The following is an 18,395-nucleotide window of genomic DNA, read 5'->3' as shown; positions in this document are numbered from 1 at the left end:
CGATGAGCATCACTCCCATGATCTACCTCGACGGCCGCGGCATCACGCGCGACGAGGTGCTGCGCGTGGCGCAGCAGGCCGCCGCCGGCTTCGAGCAACTCGGCGTGAGCGAGGGCGACACCGTCGCCCTGTTGCTGCGCAATGATTTCGCCTTCTTCGAAGTGCAGCAGGCCGCCGCCGCGGTCGGCGCCTATGGCGTGCCGCTCAACTGGCATGGCCGCACGGAAGAGGTGATCTACGTGCTGGAGGACGCGAAGCCGAAGGTGCTGGTCGCGCATGCCGACCTGCTCGCGCCGATCCGCGCGCTGGTGCCCGCGGGCATCCGCGTCTTCGTGGTGCCCACGCCGGCGGAGATCCAGGAGCGTTACGGTGTCTCGGCGGAGCTGGCGCAGCCGGCGAAGGGCGATACGGTGTGGCGCGAATGGGCCGAGCGCTTCGAGCCGCTGCAGGCACCGCCCCGCCGCGCCCGCGCGACCATGATCTACACCTCCGGCACCACCGGCCATCCCAAAGGCGTGAAGCGCCAGCCCGCCACGCCCGAGGAAAGCAAGGCTTACGTCGAGCTTTTCGCCAGCGTCTATGGGCTCGGGCCCGGTGTGCGCGCACTGGTGAGCGGCCCGCTCTACCATGCTTCGCCCAACGCCTACGGCCGGCAGGCGCTGATGGCGGCCGACGTGCTGGTGCTGCAGTCCAAGTTCGATCCGGAGGAGACGCTCGCTCTCATCGAGAAGCACCGCATCGACAACGCCGTGATGGTGCCCACGATGTTCGTGCGCATGCTCAAGCTGCCGCCCGAGGTGCGCAACCGGTATGACGTGCGCTCGTTGCGATGGGTCACGCACACCGGCGCACCGTGCCCGCGCGAGGTGAAGAAGGAGCTGATGGACTGGTGGGGCCCGGTGGTCTACGAAACCTACGGCGGCACCGAGGTCGGCACCGCCACGCTCGCGACGCCGCAAGACTGGCTGGAGCATCCCGGTTGCGTGGGCATGCCCACGCCGGGCACGCGCATGGCCTTCTACGACGAGGAGGGGAATCGCCTGCCCGAAGGCGAGATCGGCGAAATCTTCGCCCGCGTGCCCGCCTACGCCGACTTCACCTACCTCAATCACGAGGAGAAGCGAAAGAACGTGGAGCGCGATGGCCTCATCAGCCTGGGCGACGTGGGCTATATCAAGGAGGGGCGCCTGTATCTCTGCGATCGCCGCTCGGACATGGTGATATTTGGCGGAACCAACATCTACCCGGCCGAGATCGAGATGGTGCTGACGCAGTGCCCGGGCGTGAAAGACTGCGCCGTGTTCGGCATTCCGGACGACGACTTCGGCGAATCGCTGGCTGCTGCCGTCGAACGCATGCCGGGCTCGCAGGTCACACCGGAGGAGATTCGCGCCTATCTGCTCGAACGCCTCGCGAAGTTCAAGGTGCCCAAGCGGATCGACTTCCACGATTCGCTTCCGCGCGAAGACAGCGGCAAGATCTTCAAGCGGCGCTTGCGCGACCCGTTCTGGCAGAACGCGGGGCGCAGGATCTGAGGACGGATCGATGGGCAAGTGGCTGCAATCCAGCGAGCACCTCGTGTTCGAGGTCCTCGAGCGCGTCGCGCGCATCACCCTCAACCGCCCGGACCGGCGCAACGCGCTGTCGTGGGAGATGCTCACCGAGTTGCGCGCCGCGCTGTTGGAGGCGGACGACCTGCGATCGGTGAGTGTGATCGTGCTCGAAGGCGCAGGTCCCGATTTCTGCGCGGGCTACGACATGAAGTCGGCCTATGCGCGCTACGCCTCCGAAGGCGATGCGGCCCTCGACTATCGCAGCGGTAGCGGTTCTTTCGATGACGACGTGTGGAAGCTGGAGCGCTTCCAGGAGCTGCTGCGCACCGCTTTCGTGGTGCACAAGCCGGTCATTGCCAAGGTGCACGGCCATTGCGTGGCCGGCGGGACGGACCTCGCGCTCTACTGCGACATGGTGATCGCGGCCGACGACGCACGCATCGGCTTTCCTGCGACGCGTGCGATGGGCTCGCCGCCCAATCACATGTGGATCTACAACGTCGGCCCGCAGTGGGCCAAGCGCCTGCTGTTGACCGGCGACATGGTGAGCGGCGTCGACGCGGCCCGCATCGGCCTTGTGGTGGCGAGTGCGCCTGCCGCGCGGCTGGAGGAAGAGGTGGCAACGCTCGCGAATCGCCTCGCGACGGTGGACCCCGAGCTGCTCGCGACCCAGAAGCGCATCGTCAACCTCGCGCTCGAACTGGCAGGGGCCGGCACCCTGCCCCGCCTCGCGGCCGAGATGGACGCACGCGCCCATCTCTCTCGCGCCAAGAAGGAGTTCGACGCCGATGTCGCCGAACTCGGCTTCAAGGCAGCGGTACGCAGGCGCGACGAGCCTTTCGGCGATGGCGTTGCCCGGCCGAGCTGGTGAATTTCCAAAGTTCTACAAGGAGACAAGCATGCAGAAGCATTTCACGCGCGCAAGACGCACGGTTCTTGCCGCCGTCCTGACACTCGGTGCGGTGTTGCCCGCGGCGGCGCAGAACGCGCCCTTTCCCCACAAGCCGATCCGCATCGTGATCCCCACGGCGCCGGGCGGCAACATGGACGCGCTGGCGCGGCTGTATGCGGCCAAGCTCACCGAGGCGTGGGGCCAGCAGGTCATCGTCGAGCCGAAGCCGGGCGCCAACACGATTCTTGCGACCTCGTACGTCGCCAAGTCGCCGGCCGATGGCTATACCGCGCTCTTCACCATCAGCGGCTTCATTCAGAACCTCGTGCTGCAGTCCAACCCGCAGTACAAGATGAGCGACCTCGCGCCCGTGTCGCTGGTGGCGAGCTTTCCGATCGCGCTCGCGGCCAATGCGGCGCTGCCCGCCAACGACTTGCCCGGCGTCATCCGCCTCGCGAAGCAGGATCCGGAGAAATACACCTTCGGCAGTTATGGCGTGGGCTCCGGTGCGCACCTGATCGGCGAGGGACTCAACAAGGCGGCGGGCATCCGCATCAAGCACGCCGCGTACAAGGGCGAGGCGGCGTCCTTCACCGACGTGGCGAGCGGCGAGATTGCACTGGCCTATGGCTCGGTCGGCTTCTACGCCAACCAGATCACCTCCGGCAAGGTCAAGCTGATCGCGGTGGCCTCACCCAAGCGCCTGAAGACCTTTCCGGACCTGCCGACCTTCGCCGAGTACGGTTATCCCGACATCAACCTGCCCGGCTGGGGTGCGATGTTCCTGCCCGCCGGCACACCTGCGCCGATCGTGGAGAAGTACGTGCAGGAGGTCCGCCGGATCACCGCGATGCCGGACGTGCAGGCAAAGATCTACCAGCTCGGCTACGAGCCGGTGGCCAACACCAACACCGAGTTCGCGCAGTTCCTGCAGGAGGACCTGAAGCGCTGGACCAAGATCGCGCGCGAGAACGACATCCGACTGGACTGAGGCATACATGAAGAACCGCATCACCGAGCTGCTGGGCATCCGCTACCCGATCATCCAGGGCGGCATGCAATGGGTCGGCCGCGCAGAGCTGGCTGCAGCCGTCTCCAACGCGGGCGGACTGGGCACGCTGGGCGCGCTCACCCAGCCCACGCCCGAAGACCTCGGCCGCGAGATCGAGCGCTGCCGCACGCTGACCGACAAGCCGTTCGGCGTGAACGTCACCATGCTGCCGACGGTGAATCCACCCCCCTACGAACGCATCTTCGATGTCATCGTGCAGAGCGGCATCCGCATCGTGGAGACGGCCGGCAATGTGCCCGCAGCGGTGTTCGATCGTCTGCGTGCCGCTGGCATCGTGATCGTGCATAAGTGCACCTCGGTGCGCCACGCGCTGGCAGCCGAGAAGCGGGGCGTGCACATCGTGAGCATCGACGGCTTCGAATGCGCAGGCCATCCGGGGGAGGAGGACGTGCCCGGCCTGGTGTTGATTCCGGCCGCGGTGGCCGCGCTCGGCGTTCCGGTGATCGCCTCCGGCGGCATCGCCGATGGACGCGGCATGGCAGCGGCTCTGTCGCTCGGCGCGGAGGGCGTGAACATGGGCACGCGTTTCGTCGCGACGCGAGAAGCGCCTGTACACGAGAACGTGAAGCAGGCGTTGGTCAAGGCGCGCGAGAACGAGACGCGGCTGATCATGCGCACCCTGCGCAACAGCTCGCGCGTGCTGCTCAACCCGGTGTCCGAGGAAGTGCTCGAACTGGAGCATCGCCCGGGCGGCGCGGCCTTCGAGGTGCTGCGGCCCTTGGTCAACGGGCAGCGCGGTCGTGCGGCGCTGGAGAGCGGCGACATCACGAACGGCGTGATCTGGGCTGGCATGGTGGCGGGACTGATCGACGACATCCCCTCGTGCGGTGAGCTGATCGAGCGCATGGTCACGCAATGCCGTGCGCGGCTCGCTGCCGCCACGGCCCTGACCGCGGCGTGAATGCCGAGTCGACATGCCAGGGTGGGCCGCCGCCTTCGTACCCGCCGCTATCCCCACGCCGATCGTCCATCTAGGTCGCGCAGAAGTTCGGCACGCTCGCCGCAACGGCGCGGCCATCAGGTGCCCAGCACAGCGCGGCCGTTGGCAAGCACCTGCACGCCGCGCTCCTTCACGCTGGCACGGAACGCAACTTCTTCCGAGCCCAGGCGCCAGCAATCGAGCACCAGCGTTTCGCCGGGATAGACCGGTGAAGTCAGCCGCGCACGGATGGACTTCATCCGCGACGCGTCGTACTCGCAGAACCTGCCGAGAATGCCTCGGCACGCATTGCCATAAGTGGCGAGGCCGTGCAGGATCGGACGTGGAAAGCCCGCCTTGGCGGCCACCGCCGGGTCGATGTGCAAAGGGTTGATGTCGCCGGACAGGCGGTACAGCAAGGCGGCGTCCGCACGGGTGGGCATCTCGATCGTCACCTCTGGCGCGGCGTCTGGTGTGGCGGGCGCAGCGGGTGCAGGCTCGTCCCCACCGCCGTTCTTCGAGAAGCCGCCATCGCCACGCAGGAAGAGCACCATCTCCGAGGTCGCGATCGGCCGGCCGCTCGCCTCGTCGGTGAGGGTCTTCTCCACATGCATCGTCGCGCCCTTCCCCTCGCCTTTGTCGGTGATGCGCGTGACGCGACTTTCGCCGATCAACGTGCCTGACGCCGGCAATGGCGAATGAACAGTGACGCCCTGCTCGCCGTGCACCAGCTTCAGGTAGTCGATGCCGAGTTCCTTGCGATCGCGCATCCAGAAGCCGGGCGAGGCCAGAACCGCGGCCATCGTCGGCACGGCCCGCAGTTCCTGCTCATAGACGAAGCGCAGTTCTTCCAGCACCAGCGGATCGGCCGCGAAGCCCACGCCGAGGGCGTAGAGGATCGTGTCGCGCTCGGTGTAGGTGTGGCGCACCGGATCGGAACGCCAGGCCTTGGTCTTTTCGTAGTCGATCATGCTTTCAATCCTTGTTCGGCCAGCGGAACTGCGCCGGCTCCTTGGCAGCGAAGCGTCGGATCGCTTCGCGGAAGTACGCGCTGGACAAGGCAATTGCTTGCGAGGAGGCTTCCATGTCCAGCATGGTCTCCAGATCGCTCTGCAGCGTCGCGGACAACGCACGCTTGGAGAGGCTGAAGGCCGTCGGCGATGCATTCGCAAGACTGCGGGCCAGTTCCATCGCACGCGGCATCAAAGCCTCCGGCGCGAGCGCTTCCAGCGCGAGGTTCATGCGCAGCGCCTCCTCGGCACCGAATTCGCGTGCCGAGTAGATGAGTTCCTTGGCGCGCTGCATTCCCACCACCCGGGGCAACTGGTACCAGGCGCCCACATCGGGCACGAGCCCGATGCGATGGAACACCATCGCAAGCCGCGCGCGCGTGCTCACCAGCACGATGTCCGCATAAAGCGCCATGCTGAGACCCGCACCGAATGCGACCCCGTCGACGGCGGCAATCAGCGGCTTGTCCAGTGCCGCCAAGGCGCGCGCCAATTCGGCATAGCGGGCCATACCGGAGCGGCGCTGCTCGACCGTTCGCGAGCCGCCATCGGCCATGCCCTTGACGTCGCCGCCTGCGCAGAAATCGCCGCCCGCCCCCGTCAGCACGACGGCGTGGATGTCATCGTCTGTGCGCAGCGAGCGCAACGCAGCAACGAGCGCGTCGGTGGTCGGGATGTCGATCGCGTTCTTTGCCGACGGCCGGTTCAGCGTGAGGACGGCCACCCCGTCCGCGCGCTCCAGGAGGACGCTGTCGCCCGTCATGTCAGAGGCTGATGTGGAAGCCGCCGTTCACGCCCAGGTGCTGGCCCGTGATGTAGCTCGACCCGTCCGACAGCAGGTAGCACACGCTCTTCACCACTTCGCCGGGCGTGGCCCAGCGTCCCAATGGAATCTGGGCGAGCATCTGGTCGCGGAACTTCTCGCCGCGCACCACTTCGGTCATCGGCGTCTCCACCACACCGAAGCAGATCGAGTTGGTGCGGATGCTGTAACGGCCCCACTCGCGTGCGGCCGTCATCGTCATGCCCAGCATGCCGGCCTTGGCCGCCGCATAGTTGATCTGCCCGATCGAGCCCTTGCGGCCGGCATCGGACGAGATGTTGACGATCGAGCCGCCCGTCTTGTCTCCCCCCTTGGCCCGCTCGACCATGTGGCGACCCGTGGCGCGCATCCAGTAGAAGGAGCCGGTGAGGTGAACGTCGATCACCTCCTGCCATTGCTGGTCGGTCATCTTGTCGATCATGGCGGGGCGGATGATGCCGGCGTTGTTCACCAGGCCATGCACCGCGCCGAACTTCGCGACCGCATCGGCGACCGCGCGATCGGCAACGGCCGGGTCCGCCACGCTCCCCTGAACGGCGAGCACGCGCGCCTGCGGCAGCGGCGAGACCGCGGCATCGAGCGTCTGGCCGTTGAGGTCGACGGCCACCACATTGGCGCCCAGTTCGATGGCCAGTTCCACAATGCCTTTGCCGATGCCCTGGCCGGCCCCGGTGACGACGATGGTGCGCCCTTGCAGGCTGACGATGGGATCCACTTTCGCTGCTCCTTGTTAGCTTGTTCGATGGTTGAACCAATGATATCCTACTCGCGAACAGTGGCTGGAGCAAACACATGACCATCAAACGCAAGGCCTGCATCGCAGGCGCCTACGAACACCCGACCCGCAAGGCCCCGAACAAGACAGTCGCGCAGTTGCACGCCGAATGCGCGCGCGGCGCGCTGGCGGATGCCGGACTCACGCTGCAGGACGTCGACGGCTACTTCTGCGCAGGCGATGCGCCCGGCCTCGGTGCCAACAACATGGCCGACTACCTGGGCTTGACCAAGCTGCGCCACGTCGACACCACCGACACCGGCGGATCGGCCTACCTGATCCACGTATCGCACGCAGCGCAGGCCATCGCCGCCGGCAAGTGCGACGTCGCGCTGGTGACCCTCGCAGGCCGCCCGCGCAGCGAAGGATCGAGCGGCGTTGCGCCCCGACTCGTCACGGCCAACACGCCGGACGTGCCCTGGGAGATGCCCTACAGCCCCGTCACCGTCAACATGTACGCGCTGGCCGCCGCCCGCCACATGCACGAATACGGCACCACCAGCGAGCAACTGGCGTGGATCAAGGTGGCGGCCGCCGCCCACGCGCAGCACAACCCGCACGCGATGCTGCGCGAGCCGGTGACGGTGGAGGAAGTGCTGGCCTCGCCGATGATTTCCGATCCGCTGCACAAGCTTGATTGCTGCGTGGTGAGTGACGGCGGCGGCGCGCTGGTGGTGGTGCGGCCCGAGATCGCGGCACGTCTGAAGCGCCCGGTGATCAACATCCTCGGCGCGGGCGAAACCATCAAGGGCCAGCTCGGCGGCCAGGTCGACCTGACCTGGTCCGGCGCAGCGATCTCCGGCCCGATCGCGTTCGAGGAGGCGGGTGTCAGCCCGGCCGACATCCAGTACGCATCGATCTACGACAGCTTCACCATCACCGTGCTGATGCAACTGGAAGACCTCGGCTTCTGCAAGAAGGGCGAAGGCGGCCGATTCGTGGCCGACGGGAACCTGATCTCGGGCGTCGGCAAGCTGCCTTTCAACACCGACGGCGGCGGACTTTGCAACAACCATCCGGCCAACCGCGGCGGCATCACGAAGGTGATCGAAGCAGTGCGCCAGTTGCGCGGAGAAGCGCACCCGAAGGTCCAGGTTCCCGACTGCACCCTCGCTCTGGCGCAAGGCGCCGGCGGGCTGCTCGGCTCGCGCCACGGCAGCGCCACCCTGATCATGGAAAGGCAATAAGCGATGACAACCCCCCATACCGACCGCCCGCTGGCCGCCGTGCATGTCGACGCTGCGACCGAGCATTTCTGGACACAAGCCAAGGAAGGCCTGCTGTGCACCCGGCGCTGCACCAGTTGCGGCAAGGTCCATTGGTATCCGCGCGCCCTCTGCCCCTTCTGCATGGGCGACACCGAGTGGTGCAGCCTCTCGGGCCTGGGCACGATCTACAGCGTGAGTGTCACCCGCCGCGCCGGCCCCATCCCCTACGCGATCGCCTATGTCACGCTCGATGAAGGCATCACGATGCTGACCAACATCGTCGACTGCGATCTCGACGATCTGAAGATCGGGCAGCGCGTCGAGGTGACGTTCAAGCCTGCAGAAGGCGGCGCGACAGTCCCGATGTTCAAGCCGGCCTGAGCACAGCAGCGATGGAGACGCTCGATTTCTCGGTGGAGAACGCGGTCGGCTGGATTCGGCTCACGCGTCCGGAGATCCACAACCCGCTCGATGTGCCCTTGCGAACCGATCTCATGTCCGTGCTGGAGCAGGTGCGCAACGACCCTGCCGTGCGCGCACTCGTCCTGACCGGCGGTGCCGGTGCCTTCTGCGCCGGCGGCAACCTCCGTGCCCTGCAGGAGCATGCGCATGCGGGACCCGCCTACTGGCAACGGCGCATCAACGCCGGGCTTCGGCTCACCGACGATCTGCTGAACGTGGGCTGCCCCGTGATCGCCGCGATCGACGGTCCGGCCATCGGTGCCGGCTTCGCGCTGGCGCTCTGCGCGGACATGATCATCGCCAGCCCTCGCGCGAAGTTCGCCATGGCGCATTTGAGGCTCGGACTGGTGCCGGATCTCGGCGCTCTCTATCTCCTGCCGCGTGTCGTGGGGCTGCAGCGTGCGAAGGAGCTTGTGTTCTCCACCCGCGATGTCGGCGTCGAAGAAGCCCGGGAGCTCGGCATCGTGATGGAAGTGCATGCAAGCGAAGTGCTCGAAGCGCGTGCACGCGAGATGGCCGAACGCATGGCCCAGGCGGCACCGACCGCGGTTGCGCTGTCCAAGGCGATGTTGAATGCCTCGCTCGACAGCGACCGGCAAAGCGCCTTTTCGCTGGAAGCGGCGAGTCAGGCCGCCGCTTTCGCGGCGCCGGAACCGGCGGCGCAGGTCGAGGCCATTCTCGGGAAGCGGCATCCCGCCTTTGGCGGCCTCAAGTCCGCGCGGGAGTGACGTCCTCAGCCGAAGTGCGATGCGAAGAAGGCCGCGGCCTTCTCTGCTGCACGTTTCGCGCGCTCGCCTCCCGGCAATGCGGCGTCGCCGACCACGGGGGTTTCCAGTTCGATTTCGGCGTCCGGCGGCAAGGCTGCCACCAGTCCCTTCAGGTCGAGTCCGCCATCGCCCAGGTACAGGCGGCCCGACATCGCCTCGTCGAACAGCGTCGTCGTTGGCGCACGCACGGCCGGAGCGTCGCATAGTTGCGTGAGGTAGATGGATCGAGGGTCGAGAGCCCGCACGTCCGACGCACCCGCGCCTGAACGCGCCAGATGGAGGGAGTCGATCAGCAAACCCACGTTCCTCGCGTCGCTTTCGGCAATCACGCGTCGCGTGTCATCGATCGTCTTGAGCGTGCTCATCGGCATGAACTCGAGCGCAATGCGGACCCCGACGTCGGCAGCGGCGCGCGCGTAATCCCGCAGCAGCCCCGCCACGCGCCCCAGCTTGGGCTCGAAACATCCCTGCGAGATCAGTGGCGCGCCGAGGCGGCGTGCGGCTTCGACGTTGGCCAGCAGGTGCGACAGGCTCGTCTTGTCCGAGACGTAGTAGCCGGAGATGCTGGAGATGCGGATCGACAGCGCCTCTGCCCGAGCGCGTATCTGTTCCAGCCCATCGCCCTCGGCGTTTGGCCGCGACCATGAATCGCCAGGATTGCGAGCACTGATGCGCAGGCCTGCTGCGCCGAAGCCCGCTTGGGCCGCCGCAGAGAGCACGTCCAACGGCGCCGCACTGGCACCGAGCGAAAGAAAACCGAGCGTGAGCCCGCGGACTTCGCGGCGGCGAGGGTTGCCGCTCACGACGGAAGTACCTCACTGGTCTGCAGTTCGCGCAGACGCTGCACCAGCGTCGCATCGGTGTCGATGCAGTCGTGGAACCCGGCACGTCGGATCTTCGCCGTCGCCAGCACGATGTCGTGCGATTGCCGCAGCATGTAGTCCATCCATCGCCAATCGACGATCCTGGCGATGTCGATCGACCGCAATGCATGGCGGCGCGCGATACGGTCCCACACCGGCTGCTGGGCCGGCATCATGTCGGCGAGCGGGAGGGTCTTCGGTTCGGCGCAGGACATGCCGAGCGCTCCGGCGATGACCGGCCAGGTCTGACGCCAGCGTGCGGGGTCGCCATTGGTGACGTTGAAAGCCTCGTCCTCTGCGGCCGGCGCGTCCGCGGCCCATGCGGCTGCCGCGCCAATCTGGCGGGCATCCGCAATCTGATGCAGCGCCTCGAAGGCATCCACGCTGCCGGGAAAGCGCAGCGGCATGCCCAGTTCCTTGCATACTGCTGCGTAGAGGCCGATGCCCAGCACCAGATTCATGGGGTTGCCCACCGCGTAGCCGGAGACGAACGGTGGGATCAAGTTGGCCCAACGCCAGTGCGCACCGCGACTCGCTTCGCGCAACCAGTCCTCCTGGTCGTAGTAGAAGTTCGGCGGCAGTTGTCGCGGATCGCTCTCGCGGCAGGGCGTCGGACTCGCGCTCCACTGGATGCCGTAGAACTTGGCGCCTGTGACCAGCACCACCTTGCGCAATGCCGGCGAGGCCTGCTGCGCCGCCTCGATCACATTGCGCAGCATCGCCAGGTTGGGTGCGACCTCATCCGCGCGGCTCAGTGCCGGCTGGAAGGCTGCATGGAACACATGCGTGATGCCAGTGTGCGGCGCGACCGCGCGCGCGCAGGCCTCGGCATCCATCAGGTCCACCGCCAAGCCCTCGGTGCCAGGCAAAGCGCCGCCACCAGAACGGCTTGCGCAAAGCACTCGCCAGCCTTCGCCAGCAAGGCGCTCGGCGATGCCGCGCCCCACGATGCCGCTCGCGCCCGCGATCAGCGCAGTCTTCTTCTGTTGCATGCGAAAGCCTCAGCTGCTGAGCGTGATGCCCAGGCGCTTGATGAGATCGCCCCACGTCCGGCTGTCACTCAGCGTCAGCTTGCGGAATGCTTCGCCATGCACCTGCGAAGGCACGCCTCCGGTCCGGCGCACGGCCTCCTGGAAAGCCGGATCGGCCTGCATGTCCGCCACTGCCTTCAAAAGCTTCGACGTCACCGGCGCGGGCATGTTGGCCGGCCCCACCATGCCGAAGAGCTGGTCGGGGATCCGCACAGGCAATCCGGACTCCTGGAGGTTGGGCACGTCGGGCAAGGCCGGATCGCGGCCCTCACCCGTTACTGCCAGCGCCTTGATGCGACCGGCCTGGATCAGCGGCAGTGACGTGGCAAGCGATGCGATCGTGTACTGCACGTCGCCGGCCATCATGGCCGCGTCGGTCTCGTTGCCCGTCTTGAAAGGCACATGCACTGCCTTGATGCCCACGGCTGCGTTGAACTGCTCCACCGCGAGGTGGATGCTGTTGCCCACGCCGCTCGATCCGAAGTTGAGCGTGCCGGGCTTGGACTTGGCCAGCGCAATGAAGTCCTGCAGCGTGTCCGTGCCCAGCTTGGGCGACACCGTCAACACCTGGCGAGAGGTCTGGATGAGGCCCAGGTAGGTGAAAGACTTCTCGATGTCGTAGCCCGGATTCTTGATGAGATGCGGCGCGGAGGTCAGCGAGGTCGTCGTGCCCATGCCGATCGTGTAGCCGTCGGGATGCGCGCGGGCCACAGCCGCCATGCCGATGGTTCCCGAGCCACCGATCTTCTGCTCCACGATCATGGTCTGTCCGAGACGCCGGCCGAGGTCGGCCGCGATCAGGCGCGCCAGGATGTCGACGGCACCGCCGAAAGGCGTGATCAGCGTGATGGTCCTTTCGGGCCAGGTCCCCTGCGCAAGAAGACGGCCAGGGCAAGCTGCAAGGAAGGCGGCACCCGCGGCGATCTGGATCAGCGCGGTGCGGCGGCTAGGGCGCGGAGTGGGCACGACAAGACTCCTGGAGTATCGATTCCGTAAAAGTATAATGGACAGACCAATAGGTCATTCTCCGGTAATACCCCGAAGCGCAAAGACCTTCCCGGTCTTCCATTTCACCGCAGCCGATATTAGAATGGTTAAACCAATAGGCCAATGATCCACATTCCCGGAGCCTTCCCATGCTCTCTCCTGAAGACAACGAAACGCTCGTCCGCATCGGCCCAGGCACCGCCATGGGCAGCCTGATGCGCCTTTTTTGGATTCCCTTTCTTCCCACCAGCGATCTGCCGGCAGGCGGCATGCCGCAACGGGTGCGTCTGCTCGGCGAAGACCTCATCGCGTTCCGCGACAGCGAAGGCCGGCTCGGGCTCGTGGACCACGCCTGCCCGCACCGCGGGGCGCCGCTGGTCTTCGGCCGCAATGAGGACTGCGGCCTGCGCTGCGTTTACCACGGCTGGAAGTTCGGCACTGACGGCCATGTGCAGGATCTGCCGGCCGAGTTGCCCGAGAGCCGCCTGAAGGACAAGGTCCGTCTCAAGGCCTACGTCTGCCGCGAACGGAATGGCATTGCCTGGGCCTACATGGGCACGCAGCAGGACGACCCGCCGCCGCTGCCTGAAATGGAATGGAACCTGGTGCCCGCCGAACGCGTGCACGTGAGCTTCCGGGTTCAGGAATGCAACTGGCTGCAGGCGGTGGAAGGCGAGATCGACTCGGCCCACGCACCGATCCTGCACGGCCGCATCGATGCGCAGGGCGCAATCAGCGACTGGATCGCCAAGCGCGACCTGCGCCCGACCTTCCAATGCCAGCGCCAGCCCTTCGGCATGAGCATCGCTTCGCGCCGCAAGCTCGACGAAGAAACCAGCTACTGGCGGGTGAACCAGTTCCTCCTGCCATTCTGGACGCTGGTGCCGCCGCAATCCCAATACCCCGAGCTGTCCGGTCATGCGTGGGTGCCGATCGACGACTCCAACACGCTGTGCATCATGTTCTCGTATCACCCGTCGGAGAAGCTCTACGACAAGTCGCGGGCGCTGTTCGAGAACGGCCACGCGGGCCGCGAGACGGGCCATGCCAGCAAGGACGCCTTCGCGCCGCGACCCGCCACCGAGCCGTTCTCCAAATATTGGACCAAGTACACCCGTCAGAACGGCTATCTCTTCAACTACGACGCGCAAACCAAGACGTGGTTCTCCGGCTTGCCCGGCCTGTGGGTCCAGGATGCAGCGTGCCAGTCGGGCGTCGCCGCCATCTACGACCGCAGCAAGGAACACCTCGGCATCAGCGACACCGGCGTGGCGATGACGCGGCGCCTGCTGCTGGACACGGTGCGCAACCTGCAGAGCAGCGGCACCGAGCCGCAAGGCGTTGGCGAGCCCTCGACATTCATGGTGCGCGCGGCCTCCCTCACGTTGCCCACGGGCGTGCAGTGGCAGGATCACGCCGAGCACATGACCGCACGCCTGGACGCCGGCTTCGGCTACACGCCGTGAACGGACCCCAGTTGCTGCTGCGCCAGCTTCGCCGTGAGGCGGAAGGCATCGTCTCGTTCGAGTTCGTTTCGGCGGACGGTGCACCGCTGCCGCTCTTCACGGCCGGCGCGCACATCGATCTGCAGCTGCCCGAGGGGCTGCTGCGCAGCTACTCGCTGGTGAACGATCCGGGTGAACATCACCGCTACGTGGTCACCGTCGATCGCGCGGCCAACAGTCGCGGCGGCTCCGCCTGGATGCACAGCACTCCGCGGCCCGGAGATCGGCTCGCGAGCAGCCTGCCGGTCAACAACTTTCCGCTGTACGAGGAAGCGCCGCTTTCGATCTTCATCGCAGGCGGGATCGGCATCACGCCCTTCATGTCGATGGCCGCGCGCCTGAACACGCTGCGTCGGGCCTGGCGCGTGCATTACGCGGTTCGCTCCCGGCAACGCGCAGCCTACGTGCAGGAACTGGCCTCGCTGGATCGCACCGGAGACGCCGTCAACATGCATTGCACCGGCGAAGACATGGAACGACCGGACATCGCCGCCATCGTGCGCGAGGCACCAGCGGGATCGCATCTGTACTGCTGCGGGCCGAATGGCATGCTGGATGCGTTTGCGGGCGCCTGCAGTGGGCTGCCGCCGCAGCGCATCCACCTGGAGCGCTTCAGCGCCAGTCAGGAGGCCGCCACTGCCGGGGGCTATGAGGTGCAGCTCGCCCGCACCGGCCAGACGCTGAGCGTGGAACCGGGAAGGACGCTGCTGGATGCGCTGCTCGATGCCGGCATACCTGTCCAATATTCCTGCTCGCAAGGCATTTGCGGCACCTGCTGCACGCCCGTGCTGGAAGGAACGCCCGACCACCGCGACGACTATCTCACGCACGAGGAGAAGGCGGCCAATCGCGCCATGATGGTCTGCTGTTCCGGCAGCCTCACGCAGCGGCTGGTGCTCGATATCTGACGCAGTTCGTTAGGGCGTTGGAAAAGCATGGGCGCCAGTTGAAGCGCCGTGCGCTATGGCTCCGCCTTCGAACTGGCAGTCGCCAGATTTCGGTGTGTGCCTCCGGACCCGATTCGCCCAGTTCCCCCAATGAAAAAGGGCGTCCGGTGGATGAAACCGGACGCCCTTGGACGTTTTATTGGTCGGTGTGAAAGGATTCGAACCTTCGACCCCTTGCACCCCATGCAAGTGCGCTACCAGGCTGCGCCACACACCGAAGCTTGCGATTATAGCCTGCGGTTTTCAGTGGCTCAGAGTCAGCAGCTCGCGGATTTCATACAGCTCGCGCTTCAGGCGCAGCAGCTGCGACAGATCGAAACTCGGGGAGGCGCTGGCGGGGGCCTCGAGGTCTTCCTGGAGCGCGGCGTCGAACTCCTCCTGGTCGATCTCCACCGCTTCCATGCCTTCGAGCGGCACCTCGCCGGCCTTGCGGCGGTCGCGCTCCGACTGCACCATCTCCTGCAGCTTGTTGCGCGCCCCGCTGATGGTGAAGCCCTGGTCGTAGAGCAGGTCGCGGATGCGGCGGATCATCAGGACCTCGTGGTGCTGGTAATAGCGGCGGTTCCCGCGCCGCTTCATCGGGCGCAGCTGGGTGAACTCCTGCTCCCAGTAGCGCAGCACATGCGGCTTCACACCGCACAGCTCACCCACTTCACCAATGGTGAAGTAGCGTTTGACGGGAATGGGCGGCAGGAGCGTTTTTTCCATTGAAATCAAGGTCGTGCGAGAGGAACCTTAGAGATTACTCCACGCTGGGCACCTGGGCCAAGAACTATTCGGTGCCGAGGCTCCACTCGACTCCCGGCGGCGCTTCGTCGCCGGCGCTGCCCTGGATTTGCTCCTTCAGCTTGGCGCTTGCATGGAAGGTCGCGACGCGGCGCTCGCCGATCGGAATGGCCTCGCCCGTGCGCGGATTGCGGCCGGGACGCGGCGCCTTCACGCGGATCTGGAAGTTGCCGAAGCCGGAGAGCTTCACGTCGGTGCCCTCGATCAGGCTGCGGGCAATCAGGTCGAAGAAAGCCTCGACCATGTCCTTGGATTCGCGCTTGTTGAGGCCGATCTGCTCGAACAGGAGATCGGCCAGGTGCGCCTTGGTCAGTGCCGGCGTTTCGAGGGCTTCGAGCGTGAAATCCATGAGCTTCATACCCGCAGATGCGCGCCGAGCCGCGCGCTCAGTTGTTCGAGGATGGCGGCCACTGCGGCCTCGACCTGCTCATCGGTCAATGTGGCGGCGTCGCTGTTGAAGCGCAGGCGCACCGCCATGCTCTTCTCGCCGCGCGCCAGGCCGCCGGGGCCCACGGGCGCGTCGCGGTCCACCGTCGGGCGATAGATGTCGAACAGCACGGCATCTCGCAAGAGCGCCGGATCGGCGGCCGCGCGGATGGTTCGCATGAGCGCGTCGTGCGTGACGCCTTCCGCCACCACCACGGCGATGTCGCGCTCTACCGCCTGATGCTTGGGCACCGGCTGGGCCACGGGCACCGCACGCGCAGTGACGGCATCGAGTTCGAGTTCGAACAGCACTGGCGCCTGCGCGAACTCCCACTTCTGGCGCCAGCGCGGATGGAGCTCGCCGATCACGCCCACCGGTCGACCGTCGAGCAGCACGCGCGCGGCGCGGCCCGGGTGCAGCGCCGGGTGCTCGGTGGCCTCGAAGCTCACCACGCGCGGTGACAGCAGGGCTTCGACGTCGCCCTTGATGTCGAAGAAGTCGGCGCGCTGCGGCTTGCCGTCCCAGCGCTCGGCCTCGGCGTCGCCCCAGGCCAGGCCCGCCACGCGCATCGGCTGGTGCACGCCCTTGACGGTGCTGCCGGTGGTGGCCACCGTGGCGTCGCGCAGAAAGACGCGACCCAGCTCGAACACGCGCACGCGCGGCGCGCGGCGGTCGAGGTTGAACTTCAGGACATGCAGCAGCGAGCCGATCAGCGACGAGCGCATCACGCTCATCTGGCTGGCAATCGGATTCAGGAGCTTGATCGGGTCGGCATTGCCCGCGAGCTCGTGCTCCCAGTGCGCCTCGACGAAGCTGAAGTTGATGGTTTCCTGGTAGCCCAGCGCAGCGAGCCGATGCCGCACGGCGAAATTGCTGCGCTGCCCCTCGGGCGGCACGCGGGCGGTGATCGGCGCCAGCGGCGCCACGGTGGGCAGGTTGTTGTAGCCGACGAGGCGCGCAACCTCCTCGATCAGGTCTTCCTCGATCTGCAGGTCGAAGCGGTGCGGCGGGGGCGTGACCACCAGCACGCCCTCGCCCTCCTCGATCGGAAAGCCAAGCCTGCGCAGGGCGTCGCGGCACTGAGCCTGGGTCAGCGGCATGCCGATGACGCGCGCGGCCCGTGCAATTCGCAACGTGACGGACTTCGCTTCGGGCTGGCGCAGGGTCTGGTCGTCGATCGGGCCGGCTTGCCCGCCGCAGATCTCGATGATCAGTTGGGTGATGCGATCGATGATCTGAACCGTGCGGCTCGGGTCCACGCCGCGTTCGAAGCGGTGGCCAGCGTCGGTCGAGAAGTTGAAGCGGCGCGCGCGGCCCTGGATGGACTCGGGCCACCAGAAGGCGGCCTCGACATAGATGTTGCGCGTTTCATCGGAAACGGCGGTCGCATCGCCGCCCATGATGCCGGCCAGCGACTCGACCTGGCTGCGCTCGTCGGCGATCACGCCAACCTTCTCGTCCAACGTCACGGTGTTGCCGTTGAGCAGCTTGAGCTGCTCGCCCGCCCTGCCCCAGCGCACGACGAGGCCGTCCTGGATCTTGTCGAGATCGAAGATATGGCTGGGCTGTCCATACTCGAACATCACGTAGTTCGAGATATCGACCAATGGCGACACGCTGCGCTGGCCACAGCGGGCCAGGCGGTCGACCATCCAGTCGGGCGTGCGGCCCTTGGTGTCGACGCCGCGGATGATGCGGCCGGAGAAGCGGCCGCACAGGTCCGGGGCTTCGACCTTGACCGGGAGCTTGTCCGCAAGCGCGGCAGCCACCGGCGGGATCGACGGCGTCTTGAGTGGCGTCCCGGTCAATGCGGCGAGCTCGCGCGCGATGCCGTAGACGGAAAGGCCGTGCGCGAGGTTCGGCGTGAGCTTGAGCGTGAGCAGGATGTCATCGAGCTTGAGCAGCTCGCGCACGTCGGCGCCGACCGGCGCGTCTGCCGGCAGCTCGAACAGACCGCCGTGGTCGTCGCTGAGCTTGAGCTCACGCGCCGAGCACAGCATGCCCTCGCTCTCGACGCCGCGCAGCTTGCCGAGCTTGATCTGGAAGGGCTGGCCGTCCTCACCCGGCGGGAGCTCGGCGCCGACCAGCGCCAGCGGCACCTTGATGCCGGCGCGTGCATTGGGGGCGCCGCACACGATGTTCAGCAGCCCGCCAAGGCCCGCATCGACCTGGCACACGCGGAGACGGTCGGCATTGGGATGCTGCGCAGCCTCCTTGATCTCGCCCACCACGACCCGGGTGAAGGGCGGCGCGGCGAGCCGGCGCTCCTCGACCTCGAGACCGCCCATGGTGAGCGTCTCGGCCAAGGCCTCGCTGTCGATGGGCGGGTTGCAGAACTCGCGCAACCAGGACTCGGGGAATTGCATCT

The 18,395-nt window shown here is 66.7% G+C and carries 18 protein-coding genes and 1 tRNA gene; 9 read left to right on the top strand and 10 right to left on the bottom strand.

The window, feature by feature from the left end:
* The first annotated feature begins 2 nt into the window (after window positions 1-2).
* From J2739_RS04085 to J2739_RS04070, 4 genes are read left to right on the top strand one after another with little or no spacing between them, the layout of a single operon-like run.
* Entirely contained in the window at window positions 3-1,535 is a 1,533-nt protein-coding gene (locus J2739_RS04085) for an acyl-CoA synthetase (RefSeq protein WP_309898834.1), read from the top strand.
* A 10-nt stretch (window positions 1,536-1,545) separates the two neighbouring features.
* Window positions 1,546-2,424 (top strand): crotonase/enoyl-CoA hydratase family protein, encoded by an 879-nt coding sequence (locus J2739_RS04080; protein WP_309898832.1) that lies wholly within the window; start codon window positions 1,546-1,548, stop codon window positions 2,422-2,424.
* A 28-nt stretch (window positions 2,425-2,452) separates the two neighbouring features.
* A complete protein-coding gene (locus tag J2739_RS04075; protein ID WP_309898831.1) occupies window positions 2,453-3,436 on the top strand; it encodes a Bug family tripartite tricarboxylate transporter substrate binding protein in 984 nt (327 codons plus the stop codon).
* 7 nt (window positions 3,437-3,443) lie between these two features.
* Window positions 3,444-4,418, top strand: coding sequence for an NAD(P)H-dependent flavin oxidoreductase (locus J2739_RS04070; protein ID WP_309898829.1), 975 nt, complete (start codon window positions 3,444-3,446; stop codon window positions 4,416-4,418).
* Window positions 4,419-4,534: 116 nt separating this feature from the next.
* On the opposite strand, the gene J2739_RS04065 is transcribed toward J2739_RS04070, so the two are convergent.
* From J2739_RS04065 to J2739_RS04055, 3 genes are read right to left on the bottom strand one after another with little or no spacing between them, the layout of a single operon-like run.
* Entirely contained in the window at window positions 4,535-5,407 is an 873-nt protein-coding gene (locus J2739_RS04065; RefSeq protein ID WP_309898826.1) for a MaoC/PaaZ C-terminal domain-containing protein, read from the bottom strand.
* A 4-nt stretch (window positions 5,408-5,411) separates the two neighbouring features.
* A complete protein-coding gene (locus J2739_RS04060) occupies window positions 5,412-6,209 on the bottom strand; it encodes an enoyl-CoA hydratase/isomerase family protein (RefSeq protein WP_309898824.1) in 798 nt (265 codons plus the stop codon).
* A gap of 1 nt (window position 6,210) precedes the next feature.
* A complete protein-coding gene (locus tag J2739_RS04055; RefSeq protein ID WP_309898822.1) occupies window positions 6,211-6,984 on the bottom strand; it encodes an SDR family NAD(P)-dependent oxidoreductase in 774 nt (257 codons plus the stop codon).
* A 77-nt stretch (window positions 6,985-7,061) separates the two neighbouring features.
* Here J2739_RS04055 and J2739_RS04050 point away from each other — a divergent pair, with 77 nt between their 5' ends.
* Genes J2739_RS04050 through J2739_RS04040 form a run of 3 tightly spaced genes read left to right on the top strand, consistent with a single transcriptional unit; the run spans window position 7,062 to window position 9,442 of the window.
* Window positions 7,062-8,231: a thiolase domain-containing protein gene (locus J2739_RS04050; protein WP_309898819.1), complete on the top strand. Its 1,170-nt coding sequence runs from the start codon at window positions 7,062-7,064 to the stop codon at window positions 8,229-8,231.
* Between the two features lie 3 nt (window positions 8,232-8,234).
* Window positions 8,235-8,633, top strand: coding sequence for a Zn-ribbon domain-containing OB-fold protein (locus J2739_RS04045; RefSeq protein WP_309898816.1), 399 nt, complete (start codon window positions 8,235-8,237; stop codon window positions 8,631-8,633).
* Window positions 8,634-8,644: 11 nt separating this feature from the next.
* Window positions 8,645-9,442 (top strand): enoyl-CoA hydratase/isomerase family protein, encoded by a 798-nt coding sequence (locus J2739_RS04040; protein WP_309898813.1) that lies wholly within the window; start codon window positions 8,645-8,647, stop codon window positions 9,440-9,442.
* A 5-nt stretch (window positions 9,443-9,447) separates the two neighbouring features.
* Here J2739_RS04040 and J2739_RS04035 read toward each other — a convergent pair whose 3' ends face one another.
* The 3 genes from J2739_RS04035 to J2739_RS04025 are packed head-to-tail and all read right to left on the bottom strand — an operon-like array spanning window position 9,448 to window position 12,341.
* Window positions 9,448-10,284: a sugar phosphate isomerase/epimerase family protein gene (locus J2739_RS04035; RefSeq protein ID WP_309898811.1), complete on the bottom strand. Its 837-nt coding sequence runs from the start codon at window positions 10,282-10,284 to the stop codon at window positions 9,448-9,450.
* Window positions 10,281-11,336: an SDR family oxidoreductase gene (locus tag J2739_RS04030; RefSeq protein ID WP_309898809.1), complete on the bottom strand. Its 1,056-nt coding sequence runs from the start codon at window positions 11,334-11,336 to the stop codon at window positions 10,281-10,283. Before J2739_RS04030 ends, J2739_RS04035 begins: the two co-directional genes overlap by 4 nt.
* A 9-nt stretch (window positions 11,337-11,345) precedes the next feature.
* Entirely contained in the window at window positions 11,346-12,341 is a 996-nt protein-coding gene (locus J2739_RS04025; RefSeq protein ID WP_309898807.1) for a Bug family tripartite tricarboxylate transporter substrate binding protein, read from the bottom strand.
* A 170-nt stretch (window positions 12,342-12,511) separates the two neighbouring features.
* Between J2739_RS04025 and J2739_RS04020 the strand changes: the two genes are divergently transcribed.
* On the top strand, window positions 12,512-13,828 hold the full coding sequence (locus J2739_RS04020) for a Rieske 2Fe-2S domain-containing protein (RefSeq protein WP_309898805.1): 1,317 nt from the start codon (window positions 12,512-12,514) through the stop codon (window positions 13,826-13,828).
* Window positions 13,825-14,775, top strand: a complete 951-nt coding sequence (locus J2739_RS04015; protein WP_309898803.1) for a PDR/VanB family oxidoreductase — start codon at window positions 13,825-13,827, stop codon at window positions 14,773-14,775. Before J2739_RS04020 ends, J2739_RS04015 begins: the two co-directional genes overlap by 4 nt.
* 179 nt (window positions 14,776-14,954) lie before the next feature.
* Here J2739_RS04015 and J2739_RS04010 read toward each other — a convergent pair.
* The 4 genes from J2739_RS04010 to pheT all read right to left on the bottom strand — a co-directional run bounded on the left by J2739_RS04010 (window position 14,955) and on the right by pheT (window position 18,393).
* Window positions 14,955-15,031, bottom strand: a tRNA-Pro gene (locus J2739_RS04010).
* Between the two features lie 26 nt (window positions 15,032-15,057).
* Window positions 15,058-15,522 (bottom strand): MerR family transcriptional regulator, encoded by a 465-nt coding sequence (locus J2739_RS04005; protein ID WP_309898801.1) that lies wholly within the window; start codon window positions 15,520-15,522, stop codon window positions 15,058-15,060.
* Between the two features lie 64 nt (window positions 15,523-15,586).
* Window positions 15,587-15,958, bottom strand: a complete 372-nt coding sequence (locus tag J2739_RS04000) for an integration host factor subunit alpha (RefSeq protein WP_309898799.1) — start codon at window positions 15,956-15,958, stop codon at window positions 15,587-15,589.
* On the bottom strand, window positions 15,955-18,393 hold the full coding sequence (gene pheT, locus J2739_RS03995; RefSeq protein ID WP_309898797.1) for a phenylalanine--tRNA ligase subunit beta: 2,439 nt from the start codon (window positions 18,391-18,393) through the stop codon (window positions 15,955-15,957). Before pheT ends, J2739_RS04000 begins: the two co-directional genes overlap by 4 nt.
* Window positions 18,394-18,395 lie beyond the last annotated feature (2 nt).

Source organism: Variovorax soli, assembly GCF_031454625.1.
In the GTDB taxonomy this organism is placed as follows: Bacteria; Pseudomonadota; Gammaproteobacteria; order Burkholderiales; family Burkholderiaceae_C; genus Variovorax; species Variovorax soli_A.
The sequence above is the reverse complement of the archived record's forward strand: the minus strand, read 5'-3'. Positions and strand labels throughout refer to the sequence as shown.

Excerpts from the sequence above, each read along its gene's own strand:
- J2739_RS04085 (WP_309898834.1), top strand. The coding sequence starts at position 3 with ATGAGCATCACTCCCATGATCTACCTCGACGGCCGCGGCATCACGCGC.
- J2739_RS04080 (WP_309898832.1), top strand. The coding sequence starts at position 1,546 with ATGGGCAAGTGGCTGCAATCCAGCGAGCACCTCGTGTTCGAGGTCCTC.
- J2739_RS04075 (WP_309898831.1), top strand. The coding sequence starts at position 2,453 with ATGCAGAAGCATTTCACGCGCGCAAGACGCACGGTTCTTGCCGCCGTC.
- J2739_RS04070 (WP_309898829.1), top strand. The coding sequence starts at position 3,444 with ATGAAGAACCGCATCACCGAGCTGCTGGGCATCCGCTACCCGATCATC.
- J2739_RS04065 (WP_309898826.1), bottom strand. The coding sequence starts at position 5,407 with ATGATCGACTACGAAAAGACCAAGGCCTGGCGTTCCGATCCGGTGCGC.
- J2739_RS04060 (WP_309898824.1), bottom strand. The coding sequence starts at position 6,209 with ATGACGGGCGACAGCGTCCTCCTGGAGCGCGCGGACGGGGTGGCCGTC.
- J2739_RS04050 (WP_309898819.1), top strand. The coding sequence starts at position 7,062 with ATGACCATCAAACGCAAGGCCTGCATCGCAGGCGCCTACGAACACCCG.
- J2739_RS04045 (WP_309898816.1), top strand. The coding sequence starts at position 8,235 with ATGACAACCCCCCATACCGACCGCCCGCTGGCCGCCGTGCATGTCGAC.
- J2739_RS04040 (WP_309898813.1), top strand. The coding sequence starts at position 8,645 with ATGGAGACGCTCGATTTCTCGGTGGAGAACGCGGTCGGCTGGATTCGG.
- J2739_RS04030 (WP_309898809.1), bottom strand. The coding sequence starts at position 11,336 with ATGCAACAGAAGAAGACTGCGCTGATCGCGGGCGCGAGCGGCATCGTG.
- J2739_RS04020 (WP_309898805.1), top strand. The coding sequence starts at position 12,512 with ATGCTCTCTCCTGAAGACAACGAAACGCTCGTCCGCATCGGCCCAGGC.
- J2739_RS04005 (WP_309898801.1), bottom strand. The coding sequence starts at position 15,522 with ATGGAAAAAACGCTCCTGCCGCCCATTCCCGTCAAACGCTACTTCACC.
- J2739_RS04000 (WP_309898799.1), bottom strand. The coding sequence starts at position 15,958 with ATGAAGCTCATGGATTTCACGCTCGAAGCCCTCGAAACGCCGGCACTG.
- pheT (WP_309898797.1), bottom strand. The coding sequence starts at position 18,393 with ATGCAATTCCCCGAGTCCTGGTTGCGCGAGTTCTGCAACCCGCCCATC.